The sequence below is a fragment of the Corynebacterium sp. HMSC071B10 genome (assembly GCF_001814825.1).
GTDB lineage: Bacteria > Actinomycetota > Actinomycetes > Mycobacteriales > Mycobacteriaceae > Corynebacterium.
In genome coordinates, this window is the sequence record NZ_KV817937.1 from 168,867 (window position 1) to 185,199 (window position 16,333).

The window sequence follows — 16,333 nt, forward strand, 5'->3', positions numbered from 1 at the left end:
GCGTCTCATGTACATCCGGATCCTTTCAAAGCTTGAAGTTAATCTACCCACCCCGCCCTGTGCCACAATATGGCTCATGCAACATGAATCACCCACTCCGGAGGATCTCGCCACAGTCGCCGACCAGCTCGGCCGCGTACCCCGCGGCGTGCTCGCGATCGCCTACCGCACGCCCGACGGCCAGCCCGCGGTGCTCAAAACCGCCCCAAAGCTTGACGACGGCACGCCGTTCCCCACCCTCTACTACCTCACAGACCCACGTCTCACCGCCGAAGCGTCCCGCCTCGAAGTCGCCCAGGTAATGAAGTGGATGGAGTCCCGGCTTAACGAGGACTCCGACAGCGGCGAAGCGCTGCGCAAAGACTACCTCGCCGCACACGAGCACTACCTCGCCGAGCGCAACGCCATCGAGGACCTGGGCACCGATTTCTCCGGCGGCGGAATGCCAGAGCGAGTGAAGTGCCTCCACGTCCTCATCGCCTACGCCCTCGCCGAGGGCCCGGGCCGCGTCCGCTTCGGCGACGAGGCTATCTCGCTCGCCGCCGAGCACGCCAACCTACGCGGCTCCGCGATCCCGGCGGACTGGCCCACGCTCGAAGACCTCGGCATCACCCTCGATGAAGCAGGGGAGGGGCTCGCATGACCGCTCCGTTAACCGTCGCTGCTGTCGACTGCGGCACCAACTCCATCCGCCTGCTCATCACCCGCCGAGAAGCCGATGGAACGCTCACCGAGATCACCCGCGAAAACACCATCGTCCGTCTCGGCCAGGGCGTCGACGAGACCGGCCATTTCAACCCGGAGGCAATCGAGCGCACACGCCAAGCACTTGCCGCCTACACCGATCGCATGCGCGCCGAAGGGGTTCAGCGCGTACGCATGGTCGCCACCTCAGCCACCCGCGACGCCGAAAACCGTCAAGACTTCTTTGCCATGACCCGCGAGCTCCTCGGACAGATCCAGCCGGGCGCGCAGGCCGAGGTGATCTCCGGCGACGAGGAAGCACACCTGTCTTTCCGCGGCGCCACCGCAGATATTGACCCCACCCATGGCCCATTCTGCGTCATCGACCTCGGCGGCGGCTCCACGGAGTTCGTCATGGAGCAGGGGACACGTTCCACCCAGATGGGGTGCGTGCGCGTCACCGAGCGCTTCATGCGCACCGACCCGCCGACCGAAGAGGAAACGGCAGCCGCTCGCAGCTACATTCGCGAGCTTATAGCGGAAGCAGCTGAGGCCGTCCCCTTTGCCCAGGCGCGCACGTTTGTGGGGTGTGCGGGGACCTTTACTACGCTCTCGGCGCTTGCCCAGGGCCTCGACTCCTACGACCCGGAGCGCATCCACATGTCGGAGATCCCGTTCGACCGCATGCGCGAGGTCACGGCGGATCTGCGCGCCCGGACCGCCGATCAGCGCCTCGAATACGGGCCGATGCACCCCGGACGAGCAGATGTGATCGGTTCCGGCTCGACAGTCGTGGAGGAAATGATGGACGCCTTCGAGCGAGAAGTCGGAGCGTCTTCCTTCATCATCAGTGAGAAGGACATTCTCGACGGGATTGCCGCCGGTCTGCTCGCAGACTAGTCCTCGTCGGGCTCGAAAATCTGATCCTCGAGCTCCGGGTTTCTCTTCCCCCGCAGCTTGCGTCCCTTGCGCAGGTCCTTCACTTCGCGCATGCGCGGTTCCGGGTCGATCTTGTTTGCAATGGCTTTGCGGGTGGACTCCACCACCTGCTTGGTCACTGGCGAGTTCATCGCCGCCTGGGTGGCGTTGACAATCTGGTGGTAGCGCTTGCGGCCGGCCTTCGTGCCGAACACGTACCCGGCGGCTACTCCGACAACGAATTGGTACATGGCTACCACAATACTGATGAGGCATACTGAGACAACGCCGTCGTGGTCGATGCGGTAGTTTAAATAGAAGTATCTAGAAACTGACCCGGCTGCGAGGAATCGTGTCTTCTCACAAACCTAAAGTAATGACCGTCTACGGCACCCGCCCAGAGGCGATCAAGGTTGCCCCCGTCATCAAGGCGTTGGAAGGTGACGACAGGTTTGAATCTGTCGTCGTTTCGACTGGCCAGCACCGTGAGATGCTGGAACAGGTAAATAAGCGCTTCGGTATCGAGCCCGATCACGACATGGGGCTGATGAAACCAGGCCAGAGCCTGAACGAGCTGGTTTCCCGCGCTATTCAGGGGTTGGACCCAATCATTGAGGAAGAACATCCGGATGTGATCATCTCGCAGGGAGACACATCTACCGCAATGGTCGCTGCTCTTGCGGGTTTCCATCGCGGTGTGAAGATCGTCCACCTTGAGGCAGGCCTGCGGACCGGTAATATTTTCTCCCCATTCCCTGAAGAGGCGAACCGTAAGATTATCGGGCAGATCGCGAGCCTGCACCTCGCGCCAACTGAGCAGTCGAAAGAGAATCTTAGGCGGGAGAACTTCCGAAGCAAAGATATCGTCGTGACGGGTAACACGGTCATTGATGCCCTCTTGACCGCAAAGGAATGGGATGTTGCTTTCGACGATGCGCGCCTTCAGACGCTGCAAGACAGTGACCAAAAGGTAGTCCTGGTCACAACTCACCGCCGCGAAAACCTTGATGCAATGGCGGAGATCGGTGGGGCCGTGCAGGATCTTGCTAAGACATATCCCGATTTCGTGTTCGCGCTTCCGCTGCACCTGAACCCAAAGGTCCGCGATGCGGTGCTGCCAGAGGTGGAGAGTCTGCCGAACGTCATCATCACCGATCCTTTGCCTTACGATCAGTTCACCGCTCTGCTAAACCGTGCCTACCTCGTGCTCACCGACTCCGGCGGTGTGCAAGAGGAAGCCCCTTCCCTGGGCAAACCAGTGTTGGTGATGCGTGAAAACACGGAACGCCCTGAAGCGGTTGTTGCTGGTACCGTCAAGCTCGTTGGGACTGACCGCGACCGGATTGTTGCAGAAGCGAAGAATCTTCTCGATCAAGAAGCCGCGTATGAGGCAATGGCAAACGCAGTGAACCCTTACGGCGATGGTAAAGCTGCCGTACGAGCGATTGCGGCAATAGCAGAGCTTACAGGTGAGGGATCGCGAGTCGAGGATTTCATTCCGACGCTAGGTTAACGAATATGATACGGAGTGTTGTCTGCTGTCCAGGGAAGTAAGTATCGAGACACTCATCATCGCAGACCGCCATACTGTAGAAGCGCTTTATCGGCACAAATGCATCGGCGTGCTCGAGTTGATACTTCACTAGTTCCGATGCTTTGGAGGAAGGCCATTTAGTGAAAATCCTTGTTTTTTCCAACTACTGGCACCCTCAGAATGGCGTACCTCAACGACGTTGGCACTGGCTCGGAGGAATGCTGTCTGATAGGGGACACCAAATCTCGGTTATTACGCCTCCTTCAAACTATCGGCGGAACATGTCTTTTAAGGAATGGTGTGCTTCGTTTCCGACACCATCGGTTGCTTGGCGACAAGGAGAACCGGGTGACACCGGTGAAACCATTTTTAGGACGCCGGTTCTGCCTTCTGGAAGCAGTCTGACCTCGCGCGCGTTGAGCCAAGGATCAGTTGCATTTAGCCAGATGATCTTCGTTTTTTACAAGTACATTTTGAAGCGCGAGCAAAGGCCTGACTTACTGATCGGAACTGTACCTGCATTGCCGACTGCAGGTGTAACCTTGCTTGCTGCGAGGCTCCTTCGCATCCCCTATGTAATTGACCTTCGAGACGCCTGGCCCGACCTTTTGAAGGAATCGGACAGATGGAATGAAAGCATAGGCGTAGCGTCGCTTCGGGAAGTAGCTCTGAGAAAAGGGCCACTTCAAATGATTAAATTTTTGACTGAGAATATGCTCAACATAGCACTGTCAAATTCGGATGGCGTCATGGTTACCTCGAGTTGGCTAAGAGACGAGCTCTCAAGGCGGGAGGGATTTAAAAACCGGAAAAAGGCTCCTCATCTTTTGACCGTGCGAAATGTATTCCCTCAAGAGACACCATTCGTGAAGAAGTGCTTTGACCTTAAGAATGAAAATGAACTTAATGTCCTTTACGCTGGGACAATTGGACGAGCGCAAGACCTGGAAAATGTCTTGAAAGCAGCGTCCATCGCTGGGAAGAAGGGGGTATCAGTCAACCTTCGATTTATCGGTGCTGGTGATGGACGGCAAAAACTTGTGGAAAGTGCGCGGAAGCTAGGGGTTAACGCGTCATTCGAGCAGCGCAAAAATTCATCAGAAATGACCGAACCATACGATTGGGCTGACACCGCGCTGGTTCACTTGGCCGATTGGGAGCCACTAGAGAGAACCGTGCCTTCAAAAACATTTGAGCTCATGGGAGCCCGGATCCATATTTGCGGAGTTGTCCAGGGCGAAACCGCTGAACTGATAGAAAAAACCGGTGCTGGTGATGTTGTGAAACCAGGGGCGCCGGAGGAACTAGCGCGGCTCTGGGGAGAATTGCTAGACAATCCAGCGAGTCTGGAGCCAAGGCTTGAGGCCTATAAATGGGTTGAGTCCGAAAGGGCTATCAGTGTTGGGTCGGAGATAGACGAGTTTATGAAGAGGATTGAGTCAGGTGTCTAGCCTCGCATTTGGAATAAGACAGTTGGTGTTTCTGGCAAGCGTGTCTTTCCGAATGCTATCGGAGGATCCTGCTGCGTTCTGGAACAACTGCGTGGAAAAGCTGCGTCAGGCGCTGCCAGCGCACGGTGTTTGTAGGGGCGTTGGCAGTCTACTCTCGAAGACGAAATTTGGGCGCCCAACTATTAAAGGCGAAGACGCGAGAATACGTGGAGAGTTGACTCTTGCAGCACACCAATATCGTTCAGTCAATGGAATTAAGTCGAGAGCTGGCAAGAGACTCGCCCGTCGAACTCTACAATTGAGGACTCAGATGAGGACAGAGATTTCCTCGGATGCGGGGGATCAGTCAACCTATTTAAGAAGTGGTGTGTCTGATGCTGGGCCGATAAAGGTGCTTTGGTTCTTGAACAACAGTTTGCCTTATACAAGGTCTGGTTATACTTTTCGAACCCACAAGAGCCTAAAAGAGTTAAATGAAATAGGGGTCAAGCCAACAGGAGTAACGAGGCTCGGATACCCGTGCACGATAGGTTCGCTGGCGAAGAAACCTGTGCTAAGCCTGGACAGTGTCTTCTATTGGCGTATGATTCCGTACATCTACCCGGCGAACCTGGTTGAGAGGCAAAAAACTGAGATCGACATGCTCGAAGAGGTTGCTCGATCAGTTCAACCAAAAGTGCTGCACACCACCACGGATTTTAAAAACGCACAAGTGGTCTCCCAAGTTGCTAAAGCCCTGGGCATTCCATGGGTCTACGAAGTTCGGGGCGAATTGGAAAATACCTGGCTGTCAAAACTGCCAGAGTCGAGCCGACGCGAAGCAACTAAGTCTGAGTACTATACCTTGGCGCGCAAGAGAGAGACAGAAGCGATGATGGCGGCGGATGCCGTAGTCGCACTTAGTGAAGTATCCAAGAAAAATATTGAAAAGCGAGGCGTTGATGGAAAGAAAATCTACGTAGTACCGAATGCTATTAGCCATGAAGAGTTTCCAAAGTCCTATGACCAAAACAAAGTGCGGAAACAGCTTGGTTTAAGTTCGGAAGCCAAGTGGTTTGGAACTGTCACTTCTGTCGTTGAATACGAGGGGCTGGAAATTGCTCTTCGTGCCTTGCCAGTTTTGAATTCGGAATGGAATCTATTGATTGTGGGAGACGGCACTGATCTTCCCAACCTGCGGAATCTCGCTAAGGAATTAAAAGTAGAGGATCGGGTCGTTTTTGCCGGACGGCAGAATAACGAGGACATTTGGAGGTGGTACGCGGCCCTAGATGTGTTTATAGTGCCTAGAATCGATTCTGAGGTGTGCAGAAATGTTACGCCGTTGAAACCCCTGATGGCAAAAGCACTCGGAGTACCTACGGTGTGTACCGATCTCCCCGCGTTGAGGGAAGTTTCCGCTGAAGGCGGATTGTTTTTCAGTGCAGGTGATTTGAATGACTTCGTTGATCAAGTCACTAGGGCGGTGAGAGATAAAAATCTGGGCAAACAAGGTAGGGCATGGGCCGCCAATAGGACCTGGTCTGCGAACGCGCATGAGTACGATAAAATATATAGGGCTTTGGTTGGCAAAAACACCTAGAAAGCATGGTAGCGAAAGCTTATGGATGCACTGACTCGAGGAGAAAAATGGACGAAAAGCTTTTAGTCATTTGTAACGCCTATCCCAGTGAGCAGGCACTGTATCGAAATGGCTTTATCCATCGGCGAGTAAAGGCCTACATTCAAGCTGGACTTGATATTGAAGTTTTCTACAATCATGAGCCGGTCGATGAGGCATACCAATACGAGTATGATGGCGTGAAAGTTACAGTAGGTAACGAGTCGGCCTTGGAAGAGTACGTATCAAACGTCAATTTCGATGGGTTCCTAGTGCATTTTGCCACCCCTGCCCGTATTCGCCCACTCGAGCGGATCAAGACCAAAAAGCCGGTCATCGTGTGGGTTCATGGCTTTGAGGCGGAGTCTTGGTTCAGACGATGGTTCAACTTCTTAGATAGTGCCCAAAACGTTGATAAAGCGATTGAGAAGAAAGAGAAGTACTATGCAGAGCAGAACGAATTCTTCCATAATTTGATGGTCCAGGATGACTTGGACGTTTTTTTCGTGAACGTGTCGGAATGGTTTCAACGCTTTGTTGTGGAACCAGACAACCACGCCGAATTTAAAAACTCTGTAGTGATCCCGAACCTGGTCGACGAAGAAGTATTCCCGTATGTTGAAAAGCATGAAGATGCGCGATTGAGGATCCTCAGTATTCGGCCATTTGCATCACTTAAATATGCGAATGATCAGACGGTTGCAGCGATCCTCGAGCTTTCCAAGAGACCGTTTTTCGATGCATTGACTTTTACGATATGTGGCAGCGGCCCACTTTTTGAACAAACAGTTCAACCGCTGAGACAGTTTCCTAATGTCGTCCTTGAAAATAGGTTTTTTACGCAAGAAGAAATCCGGAAGCTGCATGCTACGCATGGCGTATTCCTATGCCCCACGCGCTTTGACTCACAGGGGGTCTCGATGTGTGAAGCCGCTTCGTCGGGATTAGTACCTGTGGCCAGTAATATTGCAGCTATCCCGGAATTCATTGAGGATCATGAGACTGGATTGCTCGCGAGACCAGAGGACGCCGTTCATATCGCGGATTTGATAGAGGAGCTTTATTTCGATCCGGAGCTTTTCGGGCGGATTTCTGAGGCTGCTTCGAAGTCAATGCTCGATAAATGCGGTAGAGAGGCAACTATTGGAAAAGAGATTGCGCTGATTCGAAAGCGCCTTGGTAGGAGAGTGGAGGCATAGTCTATGTTAGGCCCGGATGAACGAAATATTTGGGAAACACGCTACCGTGAGCTCGAACAGACGCTGACTGCAATCGTCAGAACCGCTGGTGACACAATGAAATCAATAGAAGCGACCGCTGGTGATGTGTTTAGCCTTCGGAAGGTTGTTCAGCATGACGTAATGGGGGATAAATATCTAACATGCGTTGCGGACGGTTCCAATTTGGAGTATTCGTTCACATTCAAACGGGGTGGAGCTCGAGTTTGCGGGACTGAATACCAGCGATCGAACTCCATCCGAGTAGCTGAAGGGAAAGATCGTGGAGCGGATGAATGTGTAGTTGTTGTTAAGACTAATAACGCATCCTGTAGCGGAAAGACACTGTCAGCGAAGGTGAAAATTTAAATGCCGTCTACCTATCAGAGTGAAAAGTTCAAGGTCCTAGTTGCTGGATATATAAATGTTAACGTCATTGATGGCTCGGCATTTTTCCTAGCCGGCGTAACATCAATGTTGGCGGGTGCTCCTTTTGTCGAGGTGACACTTCTGACCGCTAATCCAGTGCGTAAGACTGAAGTCTTGGATGAAGTCCTTTTTTATGAAAACGTTTCAATCCTGGACCCTTATACTGCAGAGAACCGACAGCTATTCACGGAATCGCCGGTCGGTGAATCGATGTCTAGAGCAAAATATGCCAAACTTATTGGAGAAGTAGGGCAAGATTTTGACTCTATTCTGCTTCGTGATACCGAGACAGCATACCATCTGGTTCGGGAGGCGCCATGTCTGGCGAGCAAGCTTAGCGTATATGTAACGGGTGTCTCCGATACTAATCAGGATGTTGCACCTGAGCTTTTGCGTATGATGCACGTGCTGGCAAATACAGACGTGAGGTTTCTGTGCCAGACCGAGGAAATGCGGAAGCGTATTGAAGAATTAATTCCTCTAAAGGATGATTCTCTTGCCGTGCTCCCGCCACATGTTCCAGATGCGGGCGACACCTTCGAGCGCCTTTACCATTTTTCTCAGCGGCCGAATCGCTTTATATACACTGGTAAATTCTTCAAGGATTGGAAGACCGACTCAATTCTTGCGGCATTTAAGTCGGAATCGGGTCGGGGATATGATCTGAAACTAGATATAGCCGGCGATCAGTTTCGAAAGAGCGAAGTAGACCCGTACTTCATCCCGAATAATAGGTGGCTATTGGATTCGACCCCCGGTGTCCATTGGTATGGTCGAGTGCCACGCCGCAAGTCTAGGGCATTGATATCTGGTGCACATGTTGGGATTGGATGGAGGTCTGAAGCGTTAAATAGCAGTACTGAATTATCTACGAAGATTCTTGAATACGGTGCTCTAGCGAGGCCTTCGATAATCAACCGTACTGAAATGCATGAGCGAATTCTGGGACCAGACTATCCTCTTTTCTCGAACTCGATGACAGATTTTAAACATCTTCTCCATGTTCTTCCGGGCCGGCCAGATCTTGTAGAAGAAGCGGCTCGGCGATGCTATAGAGTGTCAGGTAACTTCTCCTATTCTGCGGTTCGTGCTGACCTCTTGAGGTTTCTTGGAAATAAGCCGCCGACCGCGTATATGAATTCTGCCTTTGCAATACCCGGAAGATCTATTGATCAAGCACTTTCGAACCAAGTGCAAGGGAAAATTGTGGTCAAGGGAGGAGTTGGCTGGTTAGTTCCGGACGAGGGAACTGAAGTATCAGTTGATGAACAGATGTCAAATCTGCTTGATGATGTAAAGAGAGCAGAAGCGCTTCCTGAGCTGTTACGGAGAAGAGCGTCGGAACTGGAATCGCGAGAACCAGTGAACGATTTGTCTATCAAAAAACCTCCGAAGTCGACGGAATCCAATGTAAAGAAGCAGTTAGACGAGTCTAGGGTGACTTCAAATAGTGCAATAGAGGAGGTAGCCCGGCTTACGCGCGCGAATGAAGAACTAGAAGATGAACTCAAGCGCACGCAAGGGAGTTTGTCGGCGCTTAGGAGATCCAAGCTAGGGCGAATACAGGTGGCAGTTTGGAAACGGCGTAAGGGGCTTCACTCTCTGCCGGCGTCCACGACAAATGGTGCGTCGCTACTTAAAAGAAAGCTGTCAAGGGAGCTGACTCGCTGGAGCAAAGGACGATTCTAGAAATGACGAGGAATGGATCGGTGACTGAGCTTACGGCACCTGGCAACATCTCTTGGCGGCGTCTCTTGCTTTGGTGGGCGGAGCGCATTGAAGCGAGTCCTGAATCGCATTTTTGCGTAGATTTGGATTCGTTGGATGAGCAGAAAAAAGAGGCCCTCGGTGAAGTCGTCACAGCGTGTGGCCATGCCACAGGATCTAAGCGAAGACTACAGCTTTTCCCTACGGCTAACAATGTTTTTCTGCTAATGGAAACGATTTTCGCCGATACGGAGACGAGTTACGAGGCCCTGGTTCGTTTGTTGGCAATGTATAGGCAAAGTCTTCGGTCGATCGCGGATCAGAACTATGTGGCCGATGTGAGCGCAGTACACGTAACGTATTGCTCGGTCGATAAAAGCCAGGAACTGCTTACGCTGTCGCGGCTGATTAATGATCTAAATGATCGTTCAGAGCTTTTCAGATTTGTACTGGTACCCTATATCCACCCTAAAGAAGGCTATCCCGCTGGAAAAACGGGGCATATCGATGCAATAAGGCTGCCTAATAAGTATTTCTCCGAGAACAGCATTAAGCTCACTCGAAAAGGCATTGCGCGTTTACAGTCTGAATCCGGACTAGAGTTTGCAAGGAGCATCCGCCTCACGATCGATGACGACGATCTTTGGCTGCCGTGGGCGGTCGAAGAACTCGTTTCGATCGGGGAAGCAGCTTTTGAGCGGGGTGGTCGAGACACCAAGGCCATAGGGGTCGCCAATCAAATCGTTTACTACCCCACGGGAACGGGGCGGCTTGATGTTGCAGACTGGGACCTTGCGATGACGGGCTCAAAATTCTTCATTTCGAACTCGTTTGAGCGGCTTATGGACCTAACACCGTGGATGCTTCCGGAAGCCTTTTCAGACGTCCAAGAACGCCAATTTCGCCGCGTCGGGGTCGATCTGTCGATAGTTAGGGGAACTCGACCATTTTTTGTCTACGTACGGTCTCATGGGAATCTCTCCGGGATGTTGAAGACAGACCACTATATTGGGAAGCCCGTCACGAGGTTTGGCGTTGGAAGCTATTACGACGCTAGAAATGTGGCAATAAGACTTGTGCAGTCGGAGATGGGTGTACGTAAATCTGCTGACTACGTTTTTAGTGTTGACCCACCGTCGTTGTCAGTAAGGGGGACGTTTGAAGAAGAAAGTGGAGAGCTGAAACTCGAGGGTAATTTTGACGAGTATATGAGTCGGAGGAACATACCCGTTGACTCTGGGATCAAAGTAGTGGTGAGCGCGGGAACTGACGACGGACGAGTCGAAGTCGAGAGAGCTTTGGAAGATGACTTAGTTTACGATGCCAGTGGTTGGACATCGCGACCACTTCTTCGGCTTGAAGATGAGAATGGTGAGAAGCTCGGCTCAGCCTGGATCCGTGGTAAAGCACGGTTTTTGTCTTAAAATCGCTAGGAGAGTGTTAAGTGGATGAAGTAACCGCCGGTCATGTATCTGGTAGCGAGTATGAGAGGCAACAAAACCCTACTATTACGGTTGACACCTCGGAGATGCGCCCAGTCTCGTTCCGGCCTGATTTTGCTACGTATGTAAAGGATTTGTGGGGGCGGCGATTCTTTATATGGGAAGAAGCGAAAGGTAAGACATCTACAAACAACAGAGATTTGATTCTTGGCCGCGCATGGAATGTAATCAATCCTTTGTTAAACGCCGCGATGTACGGGATAATCTTTGGCCTGTTGCTCAAGACATCGCGGGGGATTGAGAACTTTATCGGGTACCTGGTGATCGGCATAGTATTTTTCGGGTTCATGAGGCAAGGCCTGACCGGTGGTGCTGGGTTGATGCAATCATCTCGTGGCTTGGTTTCGTCATTCAACTTTCCTCGAGCTGCAATGGCGGCCTCGGTTACCACAAAGAATTTTCTTCAGAATATTACCCCAGCGTTAGTAGCTATCTGCTTCGGACTCGCGTTTCAGTTCCCTGAAGTGTTAAAACCTACCGCGATTTTGGTTGTCCCGCTGTATTTTCTGATCCATCTTTTTGCCTGCGGGTTGACACTCATTGTCGCACGCATGACTGCTTTCGTTCCAGACCTGAAGTCCTTATTAAGTTTCTTCGCAAGGGCGTGGTTCTACACGTCTGGTGTGTTTTTTTCTTTTGATAGATTTACCACCAATACGACTGTTCAGCAGATCCTGGAACTAAATCCGGCTTTCCAGTATCTCAAGGCCGTCCGAGGCGTGGTTCTTTATGGTGAACTTCCATCGGTCGAGGCTTGGATATATATGTGTCTATGTGCACTCTTCAGTATCCTGTTCGGACTGATTTACTTTTGGAGAGCTGAAGCGAGGTATTCGAATGTCCGGTGATTTTTCGGTGGTAGCCTGTCACTTATCAAAACACTACCGCGTTCCTGTCAGCTCCGGCCGCAGGTTCGAATCCCTCCTACCGCCCAAAAAGAGGGTAGTTCGAGCTGTCAAAGATGTGAGTTTTGTTGCTAGGAGGGGTGAAGCAATCGGTATTTTGGGCAAGAATGGATCCGGCAAGTCTACGCTCCTCCGAATGCTGGCGGGGATTGAGGCCCCGACAGCTGGTGAAGTACTCGTGGGAGGACAGCCATCGCTGTTGGGCGTTTCTGCAGCACTCCAGCCAAAATTGACAGGTATGGAGAACATTCGATTGGGTCTGCTCGCAATGGGGGTGCCGAGAAATGAAATGCCGCGGTTCATTGATGAAGTGACAGAGCTCTCAAGCCTGGGGGAAGAAGCGTTAACCCGACCAATGAATACGTATTCGTCAGGGATGTCTGCAAGGTTGACATTTGCAATAGCTACCTCTCGCAACCCCGAGATTCTAATGATTGATGAAGCTTTAGGCACTGGCGATGCGACTTTCGCTCGCACCGCCAAAAAAAGGATGGGGGAATTGCTGGAGAATTCAGGAACAGTGTTCATGGTCTCTCATAGTGCAAAGACATTGCGAAGAACATGCAAGAAGGCCATCTGGCTTCACGATGGAGAAATCGTGATGGAAGGCTCTCTTTCGGAGCTTTCGCCACAGTACGCAAGGTGGGGCAAGCACATCACTGAGAAAGACTTTGATAAAGCACAAGAAGTGATTGACTACAACAAAAGAGACTATAGAAAGCCAGACATTGTGTTGCAGCGTGGTTGATTTGGGTGAGTCAACTTGCATAGCCGAACCGGGGGAGTGCCCTATATACCAATAGCGCAGATGTTTAAAAAACTAGCTGGCTTTAACCCAGGGAAAGAGACGAACTGTGATATCCGATGCTATTCCGATAGGTCTCCTAACATTGGCAGTGGATCGCTTCGTAAACTATGACCGACGTGGGATCAGCCGCCTGTGGGCCGTTGGTTTCTGGTATCAGCGCTCCGAAGACCCGATGCTGCCCCGTTCCGAATAGTTGGTGCCGCCACCGTTACCGGAGCCGAGCCGACTGTATGTATTAGTTGTGCAGGTCTACTGAGGCAGCAGCCTTTTGCGCTGTGAAGGACCCTAAGTGGATTCGGTGGCCGCTGTGTTGTATTGCAACCCGCTACTCAGCAGCATTGTTTGTAATCGTCCGGTGACAGATTGGAGAGCTTCCTGGTAGATCACAATGCCTGGGGCTCCTCGAAGGAACCCACCATAGCATTGGCTGGCGATCCGGTATCGCGATAGTGTTGCATCCCTAGGGCAGGTTTCCAGACGGTTTCGCCCCAGCGGGAGCTGGCACAGACACAGGCAGCATAGAACGACGACACTTCCAGCATCAACAATGAGAGAAGCTTCCTGCCGTAGCGGGTACACGGAACACCGATACCAACTACGCGGACTAACAACACCAACTACCCTGAATCGACACCACTTGCCCAAAAGCCCCCGAGCGACAACGATATCTCGGTCCTCGTGGACGATCGGACGGTTCGATTCCAGCACGGGATTCACTGCTTCACGCCGGTACTTCGGTGTGTACTTCTTGCGTTGCTGGCTGACGTTGAACATCTTCTCCTGCAGACACAGCATCTGTGCAATTTGGATGTCCACTAAAAGAGGATAACCTTACTACCCCCTGGACGTTGGGCTTCGAAGAGTTTCAAATGTCAGTCAACGAAGCCAGATTATTGATCGCCGGTGGAGTGGACTAGAATCTGGAGCGGGCTTAAAACGCTCTAGATCCGCATGACAACCAAACACCCAGCGAGGAAAAAGTGTCCATTAAGCATGTTTCGTTTGTAGGACTCGGCTACATCGGCCTGCCAACAGCAGTCGTGCTGGCAAGTTCGGGACTAAAGGTTACCGGGGTAGACGTAAACCCTCATGTCGTGGATATGGTGAACAGGGGATGCCCCCAAATTAAAGAACCGGGGCTTGAGGAAGAACTCGTAAACGTCATAGAACAGGGTAGTTTTCGGGCATCTACTGAGCAGGTCCAGGCGGACTGCTATATCGTCGCTGTTCCTACACCTTTTACGGATACGCATGAAGTCGACATGCGCTACATCTACTCCGCTGCCGACGAGATCGCACCAAAGTTGGCAGGAGGCGAATTGATTGTGCTTGAAAGTACTTCACCACCAGAGACGACAGAGCGAATGGCACGCCGCATCATGAGTTTGCGTCCTGATTTGGCGAGGGACATTGAAGGGGAATCCGATGGTCGTCCGGTAGTGTACTTCGCGCATTGTCCGGAGCGAATTCTTCCAGGTAATGCGATGGAAGAGTTGATTACAAATGATCGAATTATTGGCGGGACTACGCCTAGAGCGACGCAACTTGCCAAGGAAGTGTACGGGAGCTTCTGTAAGGGAGGCCTGTTAGAAACCAATGCGATCACCGCTGAAATGGCGAAGCTAACTGAGAATTCTTTTCGCGACGTCAATATCGCTTTTGCTAATGAGCTTTCACTCATCTGTGACCGATTCGGAATTGATGTTTGGGAGCTGATCGAGCTGGCGAATCATCATCCCCGCGTAAACATTTTGCAACCAGGCCCTGGTGTCGGTGGACATTGTATTGCAGTCGATCCTTGGTTTATTGTTTCAGCTGCACCGGACCTGGCCCGTCTTATTCATACAGCGCGTCAGGTCAACGACTCCAAACCTAACTGGGTGGTAGAACAAATTCGTGAAGCAGTTGGGGGACAGGTAAGCACAGAAATCACCATTCTGGGCCTTGCCTTTAAGGCGAATATTGATGATCTTCGGGAATCACCGGCCGTAGAAATCGCCAAAACAGTTGCTGCAGAGTTTCCAGAGTGCCGAATTAGAGTAGTCGAGCCTAACATCGTCGAGCTACCGCCCTCCCTTGCGAATTACAAGAATACAACTCTCGCAGAATTGCAGGAAGGGCTATCCGCCGGCCATGTGGTTGTTTTACTTGTAGATCATGATGAGTTTAAGGCAGTCCAGAAGGCTGAGTTGGAGGGGAAGGCATTGATTGATACTAAGGGGGTTTGGCGCTAGTTGTGAATCCACTAGCGAGTCATTGGAGAAGGTGAGGTTTTGTGCGTGCACGCGACACAAGTAGATTTGGAATAGGGTTGCTGTATCCGAATCTAGAGTCTTTTCTGTCGGAACCACCCCGGTCTGGGCTTCATACAATACAAATTGGCGATCGATTCCTGGATTTGCTCATTAGGAATCGCGGTGCAGATACGACATTCGTAACCTTCCAACACCGCATCTCAGTTCGGACACCGTATCCCAAATTGGTAGGAGATGGCTTCGTCGGCGAACTTGGTGCGAATCTAGTTGCCATTAGTGATCCGGGAGTGGTGACATCAAATGATGTCAGGCTGGCGTGGTACCTAGGGGATAGGGCTACCGGTCCTTTGAAAGACCATCTGTTGCCAGTGATTTTCCACGTGTTGTGGTCGATTGGGCAGGAACGGTACGTTTTCTTTGGTACTTCTGGGGGAGGTTACGCGGCTATGGACTATGGCAGCGAGTTCGACGACGCAGTGATCTTTACTGTTAATCCACGCCTAGGCTTTACACGACCGGGGCAAGAGACGCGAGACCTCAAGATTTATATTGAACATTGTCATGCTCCAAAGGGAAGGACCCCATACGAGCGGATCAAACGCAAATATGCGAAAAATCTCGCTGAAACTGTGCCTCCAAATGCGAACTTTTATGGTTTTATGTACCATAACATTGGGGATGCAGCCTACCTGAAATCTAACCAAGAGGACTTCATTAACGCGCGCCGAAATGATCTAAAGCTGTATCAACGGCTCGACTTTGATGGTGAAGGACATGTTCCCATTCCTGGCGATAAGCTTCGGCGAATCGCGGGCACAATAGCGAACGCCAATCTCTCCATTGAAGAGGCTGCGCTGCGTGCCGGCTTTACAATGTGACAGTTTGATCCACTAATTGCCGTTCTGGGTGTTGGTAGAATTGAGTTCCTTGATCAATGCATTGAGTGAGAAGTTGATCTGTGCTGCGAAAGAGTTAATCTTGCGGTAACGACCAATCGTCCGGAACACGCTTTATACGTTTGCTGTTCCATCCTTGGCGGATTTCATTGTATTGCGAGTGCCGCGACGGTAGTAGATTCGTGGATGCTAGCATCGGAGCCCGCGTAGTTAGTACCGATGTCTCGTGTATCCGCTATGGCAGGGAATTCTTCTTTGTTCGAGGCTCGTGGTGCGGTGGTGGCTGTGTCATCAGCGTCACTTTCTGCTTGCAAAGAACCGTCTGGAGCCATGCCCACGAGCTGCACCGCTGCCGCTGCTGGAGTACTGGGCTGACAACGTGTGGAGCGGAACCCCATGAAGCGTCCTGGGTTTAGTTCCTACCTCT

The 16,333-nt window shown here is 51.7% G+C and carries 13 protein-coding genes; 12 read left to right on the forward strand and 1 reads right to left on the reverse strand.

Annotated features, from left to right (window positions below; all coding sequences use genetic code 11):
- Positions 1-76: 76 nt before the first annotated feature.
- Both HMPREF2990_RS00875 and HMPREF2990_RS00880 read left to right on the forward strand, forming a co-directional pair.
- Positions 77-643, forward strand: a complete 567-nt coding sequence (locus tag HMPREF2990_RS00875) for a DUF501 domain-containing protein (protein ID WP_070762233.1) — start codon at positions 77-79, stop codon at positions 641-643.
- Positions 640-1,584 carry a Ppx/GppA phosphatase family protein gene (locus tag HMPREF2990_RS00880; RefSeq protein WP_070762234.1) on the forward strand — a complete coding sequence of 315 codons (945 nt, stop codon included), beginning with the start codon at positions 640-642 and terminating at the stop codon, positions 1,582-1,584. The genes HMPREF2990_RS00875 and HMPREF2990_RS00880 overlap by 4 nt, the downstream gene beginning before the upstream one ends.
- On the opposite strand, the gene HMPREF2990_RS00885 is transcribed toward HMPREF2990_RS00880, so the two are convergent.
- Positions 1,581-1,853 carry a hypothetical protein gene (locus HMPREF2990_RS00885; RefSeq protein ID WP_070762235.1) on the reverse strand — a complete coding sequence of 91 codons (273 nt, stop codon included), beginning with the start codon at positions 1,851-1,853 and terminating at the stop codon, positions 1,581-1,583. The genes HMPREF2990_RS00880 and HMPREF2990_RS00885 overlap by 4 nt on opposite strands.
- Positions 1,854-1,978: 125 nt before the next feature.
- On the opposite strand from HMPREF2990_RS00885, the gene wecB reads away from it, so the two are divergent.
- The 10 genes from wecB to HMPREF2990_RS12595 all read left to right on the forward strand — a co-directional run bounded on the left by wecB (position 1,979) and on the right by HMPREF2990_RS12595 (position 15,888).
- Positions 1,979-3,115, forward strand: a complete 1,137-nt coding sequence (wecB, locus tag HMPREF2990_RS00890; RefSeq protein WP_070762236.1) for a non-hydrolyzing UDP-N-acetylglucosamine 2-epimerase — start codon at positions 1,979-1,981, stop codon at positions 3,113-3,115.
- Between the two features lie 161 nt (positions 3,116-3,276).
- Positions 3,277-4,587 (forward strand): glycosyltransferase family 4 protein, encoded by a 1,311-nt coding sequence (locus HMPREF2990_RS00895; RefSeq protein ID WP_070762237.1) that lies wholly within the window; start codon positions 3,277-3,279, stop codon positions 4,585-4,587.
- Positions 4,588-4,897: 310 nt separating this feature from the next.
- Entirely contained in the window at positions 4,898-6,169 is a 1,272-nt protein-coding gene (locus tag HMPREF2990_RS00900; RefSeq protein ID WP_168167095.1) for a glycosyltransferase family 4 protein, read from the forward strand.
- Positions 6,170-6,216: 47 nt separating this feature from the next.
- Positions 6,217-7,386 (forward strand): glycosyltransferase family 4 protein, encoded by a 1,170-nt coding sequence (locus HMPREF2990_RS00905; RefSeq protein WP_070762239.1) that lies wholly within the window; start codon positions 6,217-6,219, stop codon positions 7,384-7,386.
- A 387-nt stretch (positions 7,387-7,773) separates the two neighbouring features.
- Positions 7,774-9,522 carry a glycosyltransferase family 4 protein gene (locus HMPREF2990_RS12590; protein ID WP_141757728.1) on the forward strand — a complete coding sequence of 583 codons (1,749 nt, stop codon included), beginning with the start codon at positions 7,774-7,776 and terminating at the stop codon, positions 9,520-9,522.
- A gap of 20 nt (positions 9,523-9,542) precedes the next feature.
- Complete coding sequence (locus HMPREF2990_RS00910; protein ID WP_141757729.1) at positions 9,543-10,964, forward strand: hypothetical protein; 1,422 nt, start codon at positions 9,543-9,545, stop codon at positions 10,962-10,964.
- Between the two features lie 20 nt (positions 10,965-10,984).
- Positions 10,985-11,890, forward strand: coding sequence for an ABC transporter permease (locus HMPREF2990_RS00915; protein WP_070762241.1), 906 nt, complete (start codon positions 10,985-10,987; stop codon positions 11,888-11,890).
- The gene (locus HMPREF2990_RS00920) at positions 11,880-12,695 is read left to right on the forward strand and encodes an ABC transporter ATP-binding protein (protein WP_070762242.1); all 816 of its coding nucleotides are present in this window, start codon (positions 11,880-11,882) and stop codon (positions 12,693-12,695) included. Before HMPREF2990_RS00915 ends, HMPREF2990_RS00920 begins: the two co-directional genes overlap by 11 nt.
- 1,040 nt (positions 12,696-13,735) lie before the next feature.
- Positions 13,736-14,989: a UDP-N-acetyl-D-mannosamine dehydrogenase gene (gene wecC / locus HMPREF2990_RS12240; protein ID WP_083316903.1), complete on the forward strand. Its 1,254-nt coding sequence runs from the start codon at positions 13,736-13,738 to the stop codon at positions 14,987-14,989.
- Positions 14,990-15,030: 41 nt separating this feature from the next.
- The gene (locus HMPREF2990_RS12595) at positions 15,031-15,888 is read left to right on the forward strand and encodes a hypothetical protein (protein WP_141757730.1); all 858 of its coding nucleotides are present in this window, start codon (positions 15,031-15,033) and stop codon (positions 15,886-15,888) included.
- Positions 15,889-16,333: the final 445 nt, after the last annotated feature.